The sequence below is a fragment of the Rufibacter sp. JT3400010 genome, from assembly GCF_054956755.1.
Genome location: NZ_JBUDXA010000030.1, coordinates 15,226 through 27,392 on the forward strand (window position 1 = coordinate 15,226; position 12,167 = coordinate 27,392).

At 47.0% G+C, this 12,167-nt stretch carries 5 protein-coding genes; all 5 read right to left on the reverse strand.

The genetic code is table 11. The annotated features are described in order from the left end of the window. Positions 1-77: 77 nt before the first annotated feature. Positions 78-2,390, reverse strand: coding sequence for a GH92 family glycosyl hydrolase (locus tag ACY0JR_RS19735; RefSeq protein WP_462635890.1), 2,313 nt, complete (start codon positions 2,388-2,390; stop codon positions 78-80). A 174-nt stretch (positions 2,391-2,564) separates the two neighbouring features. Continuing rightward, positions 2,565-3,488: a PorP/SprF family type IX secretion system membrane protein gene (locus ACY0JR_RS19740; protein WP_462635891.1), complete on the reverse strand. Its 924-nt coding sequence runs from the start codon at positions 3,486-3,488 to the stop codon at positions 2,565-2,567. A gap of 14 nt (positions 3,489-3,502) precedes the next feature. After that, complete coding sequence (locus ACY0JR_RS19745) at positions 3,503-6,589, reverse strand: T9SS type B sorting domain-containing protein (RefSeq protein ID WP_462635892.1); 3,087 nt, start codon at positions 6,587-6,589, stop codon at positions 3,503-3,505. A 112-nt stretch (positions 6,590-6,701) separates the two neighbouring features. Beyond that, positions 6,702-8,492 carry a RagB/SusD family nutrient uptake outer membrane protein gene (locus ACY0JR_RS19750; protein WP_462635893.1) on the reverse strand — a complete coding sequence of 597 codons (1,791 nt, stop codon included), beginning with the start codon at positions 8,490-8,492 and terminating at the stop codon, positions 6,702-6,704. Positions 8,493-8,536: 44 nt separating this feature from the next. Further along, positions 8,537-11,629: a SusC/RagA family TonB-linked outer membrane protein gene (locus tag ACY0JR_RS19755; RefSeq protein WP_462635894.1), complete on the reverse strand. Its 3,093-nt coding sequence runs from the start codon at positions 11,627-11,629 to the stop codon at positions 8,537-8,539. Positions 11,630-12,167 lie beyond the last annotated feature (538 nt).

Genomic DNA, 12,167 nt, shown 5'->3' on the forward strand with positions numbered 1-12,167 from the left:
GCTGACTTACTAAGACAAATTGCTATTCTTTTGATTTTGCCTGTTTCCTTTCTGAGGAGAAAGGAAACAGGCCCATATTATTTCCCGTTCTGAGTGACGTATTGCGGTTTCGAGAAAGAGTAAGGAAATGCGCTCTCTTCGGTTCCGCGTTTGGTGTTGGGCTTGTCGCCCATATCAAACCGGAGCTTGGCGCCTTTCATCAGCTCAAAGTGGCCCACCCAGTTCTTCTCGTGCTTTTTGCCGTTGAGTTTCAGGTCCTGCACATACAGGTTCTCCTGGCTATTGTTAGGGGCCTCAATCTCCACTTTCTTGCCGTTCTCCAGCTCCAAAGTCATCTTGGGGAAAAGCGGCGCGCCAAGCACGTACTGGTCGGTGCCGGGGCAAACCGGGTAGAAGCCCATGGCGCTGAACACGTACCAGGCCGAGGTCTGGCCGTTGTCCTCATCACCACAGTAGCCGTCAGGAGTGGGTTTGTACATGCGGTTCATGGTCTCACGCGCCCAATATTGGGTTTTCCAGGGCTCCCCGGCGAAATTGTACAAGTACGTCATGTGCTGGATGGGCTGGTTGCCGTGCGCGTACTGGCCCATGTTGGCGATCTGCATCTCCCGGATTTCGTGGATCACGCCGCCGTAGTAAGAGTCATCAAACACCGGCGGTAACGTGAACACTGAGTCCAGTTTCTTCACGAAGTTCTGCTTTCCGCCCATCAGGTCAATGAGGCCCTGCACGTCATGGAACACACTCCAGGAGTAATGCCAGCTGTTGCCTTCGGTGAAAGCGTCGCCCCATTTGAAGGGGTTGAACGGGGCCTGGAACCTGCCGTCCTTGTTCTTGCCGCGCATCAGGCCAGTGGCTGGGTCATAGAGGTTACGGTAGTTCTGGCTACGCTTGGCGTACAAGTCGATCTCGGCCTGCGGTCTTTTTAGGGCCTTTGCCAACTGGTAGATGGCGAAATCATCATAGGCGTACTCCAGGGTACGGGCGGCGTTTTCGTTGATGTTCACGTCGTAAGGCACGTACCCCAGTTTGTTGTAGTAGTCCACGCCTTTCCGGCCGATGGCGGTGATGGGTCCTTCGTTGTTGGCCCCGTGTACTAAGGCTTCGTAAAGTTTCTCTATATCATAGCCGCGCAGACCTTTCATGTAGGCATCGGCCACCACTGAGGCCGAGTTGTTCCCGATCATGATGTCTGAATAACCCGGGCTGGACCACTCAGGCAACCAACCGCCTTCTTTGTAATCGTTGATCAAACCTTCCTGCATCTCTTTATTAATGGCAGGGTACATGAGGTTCAGGAAAGGGTACAAGGCCCGGAACGTGTCCCAAAAACCAGTTCCCGCAAAACGGTAGCCGTCGTGCACTTTTCCGGTGTAGGGACTGTAATGTACAGCTTTGTTGGCTGCGTTCAACTCATACATTTTGTGCGGAAAGAACAGCGTGCGGTAGAGGCAGGAGTAGAAGGTGCGCTGCTGCTCCTCGGTGCCTCCTTCCACTTTGATGCGGCCCAGGGTCTTTTCCCATCGCTCGCGGGCCTTGGCCATGGTAGCGTCAAAATTGTCTTGGGCCAACTCCCGGCTCAGGTTCAGCTCGGCCTGCTCGGGACTGATGAAGGAGGAAGCGACCTTCAGGTTTACTTTTTCGCCTTTGCTGGTCTTGAAACCAATCACTGCACCCGAATGGTTAGCCGTCAGTTCCAGGGAATCCCCGCCAGTGAGTTTGTTTCCGCGGAAGGTGCGGGCCAGGGCGAACGGCTTGTCCACGTAGATGACGAAGTGGTTCTTGAACTCTTTCAATGGCCCCCTCGCGTGCTTGGTGGTGTAGCCCACGATCTTCCGCTCTTTCGGCAGCACCTTCACGTAAGAGCCCCTGTCCAGCGCATCGATAACGATGAAGGAGCTGTCAGACTTGGGGTAGGTGAACCGGAACTGGGCGGCGCGCTCGGTGGGCGTAAGCTCAGCGGTCACGTCGTGGTCGGCTAGGTAGACGCCATAGTAGTAGGGCTTGGCCGTCTCGGACTTATGGGAGTACCAGCTGGCCCTTCCGTCCTGATCGAACTTCATCTTGCCCGTCACCGGCATGAGCACGAACTGGCCGTAGTCATTCATCCAGGGCGAGGGTTGGTGCGTCTGCTTGAAGCCCCTGATCTTGTCGGCGGCGTAGGTGTAGGCCCAGCCGTTGCCCATGGTGCCGGTCTGCGGGGTCCAGAGGTTCATGCCCCAGGGCACCGCCACCGCCGGGTAGGTGTTCCCGTTGGAGAGCTCGGGCTTGGAGTCCGTGCCCATCAAGGGGTTCACCAGATCTACCGGTGATAATTCTGCTTTTTTAGAAACCTGAGCGGAAGAGAAAAACGGTACGCTTACTAGAATCCAAATGAAGAGTTTTTTCATTTACAAGGAACTTTTAATATTGCCAGATGGCTTGAATTGATGATTTGCAGAAAACAGCCTTTGAGCTTTCGCATCAGGAAGGAACCCCATTACCAAGGAAGTTCTAGGTACTCCGGCGTTTTAAGGCTGTTTTCTGCAAACGGTTGCTAAATCATTTTAAAAGGTAATATACTTCTATCGTTGCACGTTCCAGAGGGAAGCTCTTAAACCCAGTTCAAAACTCCCCTTCACTCCGGTCAGACTATTCAAAGCCGAAGACCCCGTGGTGTACATGCCGGTAAGTGCCAGCCTCTTTTTCACATTGGCCCCGAAACCAAAAGTCACGTTCTTAGAGCTGTGATACATCCCAAACACATTAAACTGGTTGTCCACAAACGTCAGGTTGGCACCGGCATCTATCAGGTCATCAAATCCTTTTACTCCGCGGTAGACCACTTTAGGCTCTACTCCTACACTTGAACCTAGGGCAAGCTTGTAGCTGGCGGCGGCAAAGTAGGTGGAACGGTTAACGGTGTTGTTCTCATTCAACCCCTTGTCCAGAAAAGCCCTAAGATTGGGAAAAGAGCCCTGAATCGTGAGTTTGGAATCTGTGTAGGCCACGCCAACTTCGCCCTCTACATAAGGTTTCTGGTCATTGAATCTGGCCACGGTGTTGTCATCTACATCTCCCACAATTTCATCCATATCTATCTGCTCATTCACCACGCCCGCAGACAACCCGAAATGTAATTGACGGGTGCTCTGGTTTAGTGGCAGATGGTAGGAATAGGTAGCCATGGCTCTGGATCTTTTGATCAACCCCTCTTTGGTTTGCCCTACGTTAACCCCCAAACCCACTTTGTTGCTAAGGCCGTAGTCAGCAGTGATGGCCTGGGTAGTAGGAGACTCAGAGATGCTACCCCATTGGTTGCGGTAGTGCAGGTTCAATCTCAGTCCCTCATTCACTCCTGCCATGGCTGGGTTTGCCAGGTACTGGTTCTGAAAATAGATCGCTCTTAGCGGATTGATTTGGGCGGCAGCTTCTTTTACCTGCGCCAAGCAGCAGAAGGCAAGTAGCAGTAAAGGCAGCCCTTTTTTCATGGTATACGTCTTTTTCATATGACTTGAAGTTTTTAATCACGAATAATGGTTAGGGCACCTTTTGCAGGAGAAAGACCTGAACCTAAGTCAATCACATAGTAGTAAACTCCCTGTGCCAGGGGTGAGCCTTGGTAGGTACCATTCCAATCATTGGCATAGTTCTCCGTCTCATAGACTACTCTACCTGCGGTGTCAAAAACTTTTAATTTGCTGCCGGGGTAAGTATTGATGTTCCAGATCACCCACACATCATTTTTGCCATCTCCATTGGGAGTTAAGATATTGTTGGCTTGCAGCCCTACGCCACCTTCTACCTGCACCGTAAACTGCGCTTCTTTTGTACACCCTTCAGCAGTGCTGGCCGTTACTTTGTAGACATAACCTTGGGTTGGTTTGATAGACAGCACGTTGGTGTTTTGGCCACTGATAATGCCAGGTCCATTTGCCCAAGTATAGGTATAGCCTTCTTCTCCGGTAACGGTTAGTTGAATAGTCTCCCCTCTAGGCACTTTCCCTGTACGGTCCGCTTCAATGCCCATGCTTAGTTCATAAGAGGTGATTTTGAAGGTTCTGGTGAACGTGTCAGTACCATTGTTCAGGGTGCCACCATTGTCTTTCACTGTTACTGTCACGGTAGCCTCTCCTGGTTGGCCTTGCACTAACTTGTAGGTAAGTGTTGCTTTGCCGTTCTCCACGGTGCTCACAGACAGATCACTGAAGAGCGCACTTCTGTTGGTGGAAACGGAAAGCGTAAGCTGTTGCCCTGGCTCAGAAGCTAAACCTTCTAAAGGAATGGTATAGGCGTCTACCACATTACAGCTTCTCTGATCAGCGATGGCTGCCATAGTAGGTGCCTGGTTGGAGCCGTTGGTGATGGTTTCAACCACAGAAGAATAAGGTGCACTGATCCCTGACGATTGGCTGTAAGCGTTTACAGGCCGAACTCTGTAGTAATAGCGGGTAGCCAGTCTAAGCCCTGCATCGGTATAGGTGGTTACATCTGCCGCTACGGTTTGAATTAAAGAATAGGAAGTTCCGTTGGTAGATCGCTCAATCTGGAACCCGGTTTCATTTTGTGCTCTATCTGTCCAGTCTAACTTTACCTGGGTTTCTGATAAGCTAGTTGCCACCAAGCTTTGTACTGGCAAAGGCAATCTTTCATCATACAAGGTGGTACCGCTCACAACTGGTGAATAAATAGAATTACCCGATGCGCTTATTGCTCTTACCCGATACTGATAAGTGGCCAGAACTCCTAGATTGGAATCTGTAAAAGTAGTAGCACCAGCTGCAACTGAACTTAGTCTAGTGAAAGTTACACCGTCTGTTGAACGCCAGACCTCATATCCTGTTTCATTGGAGGCCAAATCGTTCCAGTTAAGAGTAAGCGTACTTTGCGTTGCGTTTGCAATCCTTAAATCACCAGGTACAGCTGGGGCATTCTGGGGGATTCCCCAAATTTGGAACTCAGAAATCTGTATGGCATCATTGGAACCATTGTTAAGCGTAATATCAAGCTTATAGTATTTGAATGGCCTGTTATTAGAGAAGGAAAAAGATTTTTCTAATCGACGACCTGCAAAGCTTTGGTTTGCCCGTGTATCTAGAATGGTCCAATCTGTTCCATTAGTAGATCCTTGGAACGTCCAGTCTCTGGCATCTCTCTCAGGGGCATCATCACCTGAAACTATGGTATATTTGGTCACAATATCTGATGACGTAGATGATTCATACTGCACCCACAATTTTACAGGTGATGGTATACCACCGGCCAAAAACTTTGTCTGAAAATTATTGTCAATCAGTTTAGTGGAGTTTTCATTTACCTGATTTGTATTGTCTTTGGAAACAGTCAACCTTCCTACATTATCTGTTAAATCTACCATAGCACCACTATAATTTAGTGTTCTGGTGCTACTTATAACAGAATAGCTAGAATTTAGCTCCGCACCAGTAGTCCTAACCCGATAGTAGTATTTTGTATTTTGTGTTAAACCTCTATCAAAATAAAAATTTGTATTAGCCGCTGTAGTAGCTATCGTGGTAAAATTCACACCATCTAAAGAGCGCCCAACTTCAAACCCAGTTTCATTTGCACTTAAATCAGTCCAGGATAAGTAAACTTCATCACCAGCAGTAGCTAAAGCGGTCAACGCTGAAGGTGCTACAATTGCGATTCCTTCAAAGAGTCTCCACTCCCCCAGCTGGAAAGTGCCGCTCCCATTCAGAGCCGAGATATTGAGGCGGTAGTATGTATAAGGTGTAGTATTTGTGATGGCATAGCTCTTTGTTTGAATGCGTTGAGAGAAAGTCTCTCCCGTGCGCGTATCAAGCACTGTCCAATCATTGCCATTGTTGGATCCTTCTAGTGTCCAGTTTTTAGGGTCTCTCTCCGGAGCATCGTTGCCAGAGACCAGCGTATACGTTCCCGCTACCGCGGGTGTGTTCAACTGAAGACGCAGCCACTGTGAACCCGGCCAGTGTGATAGGAACTTTGAGGCTGGGTTATTATCAATTACCTTAGGCGATCCTTCCCCAGCTCCTCGCCCTCCATTATTTTCCTGTAATACGGTCAAAATACCACCTCTAGCAGTTATGTCAGGGTTTTTGACTGCCTCATAGAGTCTCCATTCGGCCAATTGGAAAGTGTTGTTCGCTTTAATGGCACTTATATTCAAGCGATAGTACCTGTAGGCGGTGGAGTTTGTAATATTGTATGTCTTGGTTAGGAAACGCTCTGGAAACATCTCTCCAGTGCGTAAGTCAAGTTCTACCCAGGTTGTACCATCATTAGATCCCTCAAACTTCCAGTCTTTGGGATCACGGTTTGGATCATCGTCTGCTGAAACAAGCGTATAGGTACCTACTATTGCTGGTTCTGTGAGTTGAAACTGCAGCCACTGCATGTTTTCAAAATGAGATAAAAATTTGGTGGCGGGATTGTTGTCAATCACTTTTGGAGAACCTTCTCTTTCGTTACGACCTGCATCATTCTCCCGAAATACCGTCAGAACCCCACCTTTTACTGTGAGATCATCCTGTGCAGCAGCTTCATTGATGACGCTGAAAAAAAACAGCGCGCAAAATGCCACCCTCACATATTGTAATATTTGTTTCATATATGTTTTTTAAGGCTATATGGAAAATCTAAATATTCTTCTTGGATCCTATTGAGTTGATGAGTAGCTAAGTCCAGGCATGGACAATCCTTTCCTGAACTTAGCCATACAGTTACCAACCAGTGTTTTGCACCAGTAGTTGGTTAATGTTCATCTCACTCTGAGGTATTGGCCACAAGTAATGCCGCTTAGTAAACACTCTTGTCTCAAAAGGCACTTTATTGTAAAAGTTGTTGATGTCTGGGGCATTGATGTCAAGAGCGTAGGTAGGTCCGTTGAAGGCTGTTTCAGCTATCTTCCATCTTCTGGCATCAAAATACCGCACGTTTTCAAAGGCAAGCTCTACTCTGCGCTCTTTCCTGATAGCTTCTCTCACAGCAGCCTGACCGGTTGGTTCCTCTAATTCGGCTGAGCCGTATTCAGGGATTCCTGCTCTATTTCTGATAAGATTGACATAAGTAAGTATATCAGGATGACCAGGGCTGTACTCATTCAAGGCCTCGGCATAGTTCAGGTAGATTTCGGCCAAGCGCAACATCACAAAAGACCTGCCACCGTTGCGCCAATCACCGGTGCTCATGTTTTTCCTAACAATGTACCCAGTGGGTGTATAGTCATTTCCTCCTCCAGAGTTCTTGCCAGAATTGCCGTTAAACCACGTTCTGGTTACAATGTTCCCGGTGTTTCTATTTAACCACAAACTATTATCATAGGTGATACCCACATAAAACCGTGGCTCTCTGTTTACCCATTGATTATAGACCTGTCTGGCCTCAGTATCATTTGGAGCCCTAAAGTTTGTAAACCCAGAGACCATATAACCTGATCTTGGGTCATCAATGGATCTTCCGTTTGCTGTGAAATAAGCATCCACAATGTGCTGGGTTGCTCCCAGCCCACCACTACCTTTCGCTTCTGCCTGTGCTCCGGCATGGAAGGGAGTCAACTCATATTGTCTTGGGTTGATACTCGCATCTACTCTGGCAAAGATTACTTCCTTGTTCCATTCATCAAGGAGCACGTCACGCGTAGAGAGATAGGGATCAAACTGCCCTTGGGCATTATTCTTCCGGTATAAATCAAAAGTACCTGGAACGTATGCATCAATAAATGCTTTGGCAGCATCAGCGGCCAATTTCCATTTGTTAACATCATACTGCTGGTTAATCAATTGTTGACCGTCTTTGTTAACCAAAGAAGCATAATCCGCATTGCCGTTGAACAATGGACTAGCTGCATACAATAATACCTGAGATTTGATTGCCTGTACATAGGACTTGGTCATGCGCCCATAATTTTGCTCAGTAGCAACATCTGGAAGATCTGCGGCCGCTGCATTGAGTTCCTCTAGCACATAGGCCACGCACTCATCATAGGTATTTCTTGGCTTTTTTAGTTCTTCAGCAGGCGCATCAACCGGAATGGATTCGTTTCCTACCAATACAACTGGCCCATATAAGCGCATCAGATAGTAGTAATACAACCCTCTTAGTGTTCTGGCCTCAGCTTTGTATCGTCTTACTAATGCTCCGTCTGCTCCGCAATCTGTGCATTGGTCTACGTTTTCAATGAACACATTTGCTCTTCTGATGCCCCGGTAGAAATTAGACCAGATGGAATTGACAAAGCCTGCAGAAGAGTCCCATGCCCCTATGTTCACGGAGTTACTTCCCACAAAGCCCCAGACATACTCTGCTTCATCAGAACCTGCGAGCCAAGGGCCTACGTTACCATCGCCGCCAAGTCCCCTTTGGCTTGCATCATCTGGAATCTGGGAGTATACATTGGCTAAGTATTGCTCTACTGTATTTCTATTCTTGAAGGTAGCCTCCAGCGTTAAACGGTCATCTGGCACCTGGTCCAGGAAATCATCATTGCAAGAGAAATTTAGGCTTGTAAGCAAACCTACAAGTATGATTGATTTTATTTTCTTCATTTTTCAGGAAATTAGAATTGGAGATTGAAGCCCAAGGAATAAACTGAGATATTAGGATATCTTGCGCCGTTTCTGGTAAGCAACTCAGGATCCCACAATTTGAAATTGCTGAAGGTTAACAGATTCACCCCTCTTAGATAAACCCGGGCGTTTCCTACACCTATTTTCCCGGAGATGGCACTTGGAATGGTGTATCCAATTTCAGCCGTTTTCAACCGCAGGAAATCTATCTCTTTTAACCACCAGCTACTGTACTGATTGTTGTTGCTGCTTCCATTGGCTCCAGAACCGTACGACAATCTTGGGTAAAATGCGTTCGGATTAGGGTTCTCTTCTGTCCAGCGGTCCAGTGCAATTTCATACAGGTTTTCTCCGCCACCATCGCCGCTGAAAGCTCTGATACTACGTCCTTCTAAAACAATGTCTGCCTCTGCCTGCCCCTGGAAGAAAAGACTGATGTCCAATCCTTTGTACCCCAGGCTTGTACCGAAACCATAGGTGAGGGCAGGCACATCCCCTTGTCCTATTTGAGAAATGTCATTGGCATCAATGCGGCCGTCTCCATTTAAATCTTTGTATCTGATGTCACCGGGCTGAATTCTACCAAACTGAACAGGAAATTGGTCGCTGTCATCAGGGGTAATGAATCCGTCTTTGTTTACATCATCCTCAAAGCTGTATAGACCTTCTGCGGTATAGCCCCAACTTGCCAATAAAGGAGATCCTCTTCTTTCCAGCCAAGGATAGAGCTGAGGTGCCTGGTCATTTTCTATGATTTTATTTCTGTTGTAAGAGAAGGTGCCTCTAAAGCCCATGGAGAAATCACCTATATTTTTGTCATAAGTAATTGTACCATCAAACCCTTTGTTTTCTACAATTCCTAAGTTACCAGAGGGTATGGAAGTAAGCCCTATATAAGCAGGTACATCTCCTCTTGTCACAAAAGCTCCTTCCCTGCGGTCTTTAAAGACATCAAAGATGATCCCTAAGCTGCTGTTGAAAGCATTAATCTCAATACCTATGTCTTGCTTACGGGCCTCTACCCAGGTAACAGCCACGCCATACGTTTGCTCCAGTATGCCACCAACCCCTGCTCTGTTTCTACCAAAGGTGTACCCTCTTATGTTGTTCCCATTACCGTCTTTATCAGTAACATTTCCTAAAAAGGCAAATCTACCTGCACCAGAGTCAGAGCCTACTTTTCCGTCGGTGTATCTCAGTTTTAAGAAATTGATGGTGTTTGCCAGGGGTTCAAAGAACCGCTCGTTGGAAACAACCCACCCCAATCCAAAAGCAGGAAAGAAGCCGTATCTATTTTCCGGGTCAAAATTTTCAGAACCATTGTATCCAATATTGACTTCGGCAAAGTACCTGTCATTGAAAGAGTAGGTAGCCCGGGCAGCTATACCTTCGGTTCTGAAAGGGATGGATTCTGTGAAATTGCCTGCAAAAGCATTAGAATAATCTGAACGGTTGCCCAAGATCAGTCCGCTTACCCGGTGCTTGTCAAAAGCCCTGTCATAATTCAAGGCCCCTTCCATGTAGAACCTTCTGTTTCCACCGTTTTCACGGCCATATGACAAGAAGTTCTGCCCAGAGAAGGTAGGAGCAGTGCCTAAGTTCAAAGTTCCATCTGGGTTTCTTGGGTTAGTTGGGTCCACAATCCAGGTATCTTCCCGCTTACTTCTTCTAATAAAGTGTTGGTTGAATGCATCAAAAGCGAACATGGCCGTAGCAGACAGCCCTGGCGTGAGAGCATCCAAACTTTGGGTTAATCTTAAGTTAGAGAATAGCTGGTTTTTGTTTTCGTTCTGATACCCCCTTAAGGCTGCATCTGCATAGGGGTTCCGGGATCCGCCGTTAGAACTTCTACCCGGCACCAATCCTCCTGGATACATCACGGGATATTCCACTGGGCTGATTTCAAGGGCCGAACTGTAGATGGTGGCGGCGTTCTCAGCTGGGTAATTTCCAGTAGCAATGTACCCCTGGATTCCTAGGTCCACTTTAGTGGATTTAGTGAGGTCCAACGTCACGTTAGAGGTGACGTTATAGCGGGTAAACCGAGTAGTGGCATTGTATTGGGCAATGGCATCTGTGTTGAACAGACCTGTTTCATCATAGTAGCCCAGAGACACATAGTATCTCGCCTGAGGGGATCCCCCGCTCACATTTAAGTTTGCGTTGCGGTTTTTGCCATAGTTTTCAAAGACCTCATTTAACCAGTTTACATCTGGGTATACAAAAGGATCCTCCCCGCTGGCGGTTCTATCAATGGTCTCCTGGCTGTACCTAGGAGTGGGAATGCTTCCGCCGGGCTCTCTTCTGGTATAGATTGCCTCATTGGTAAGGTTCATGTAATCTACTCCCCCAATTAGTTTAGGAACCTTGGTGAACTGAGTTAGCCCTTGGTTGTAATCAAACGTTACCCGTGGTTTTCCTTCTTCCCCTCTTTTGGTCATGATGAGAATTACTCCGTTTGCTCCTCTCACCCCGTACACCGCGGTGGCAGAGGCATCTTTCAAGATGGTAAAGGACTCAACATCTTGTGGGTCAATGTTATTCATAGATCGTTCCACCCCATCTACCAACACAAGGGGAGCACTGGAACCACTTAAAGAAGCAATCCCCCTGATCCAGATGTCTGCTCCGTCATAACCGGGTTGCCCGGAGCGCTGTACGCCTGTTACCCCCGCTACCCGCCCAGCCAACATAGTGCTGATGTTAGCAACCGGCTGGTCCAACTCTTTTACAGAGACAGAAGACTGAGCACCCACATTACTTATTTTACGCTGGGTTCCATAGGCAACTACCACTACCTCATCTACTTTGGTCTGGTCTTCTGCTAAGGTCACATTGAGGGTAGCTCTTCCATTGATGGCAACTTCCTGAGTGAGAAAACCTAAGTAGGATATTACCAGAGTGCTATTGCCATCAGGGGCATTTAAGGTGTAATTACCATTCACGTCGGTGATGGTTCCTAAAGAAGTACCCTTGACGCTTACGGAGGCACCTATCAAGGCTTCGCCTTTACTATCAATTACCCGTCCTTTCACTTGGAAATCAAAAACAGATCGAGTTTTAACATCTCGTTTTGTTTTCACAGGTTGACCCACTAGCTTTTTAGAGGTCTTCCCTCCATCTGCTAAAGCGGGATCTGCAGTAGTTACAATGCAGAATCCTGCCAGAATAATCTTGAGCCAAAGCACTCGATTATTCTTTGTATAACTACTCAGTAGGAATTTAAGTGGTAAATCTCGTTTCATATGGTCCTTTTTATTTTGAGTATTTCTTTCCTATAGAATGCAACCATGGCACTGGAAATATTTTTTCACCTTACCATTGGCTCTAACCTCAGACTATCTTCTAATTTCCTATCTCTTCTTAACAGAATTACTAAACCGTTTTAGCAAGTTTATAAAATGGATTTGCGCCTCTAAGAATATAATGGTGTTCTTCTCCTGATAAATAAGCAAAAATTGTAGCCTTCATTCTGAAGTTGTCTTCGTAGAATCTTAAAAAATAAAACTCAACTAAAACGTTTTAGCAAAACATTATTAAAAACACCCTAACTACAGGGCTTGAATTACAATCTGGAAATTTCAACTATTATATATTAAGACTGCCGCTTTGACAAAGCAG

What these genes read in the sequence shown, in the direction of transcription:
- ACY0JR_RS19735 (WP_462635890.1), bottom strand. Translation starts at nt 2,390, where the DNA reads ATGAAAAAACTCTTCATTTGGATTCTAGTAAGCGTACCGTTTTTCTCT.
- ACY0JR_RS19740 (WP_462635891.1), bottom strand. Translation starts at nt 3,488, where the DNA reads ATGAAAAAGACGTATACCATGAAAAAAGGGCTGCCTTTACTGCTACTT.
- ACY0JR_RS19745 (WP_462635892.1), bottom strand. Translation starts at nt 6,589, where the DNA reads ATGAAACAAATATTACAATATGTGAGGGTGGCATTTTGCGCGCTGTTT.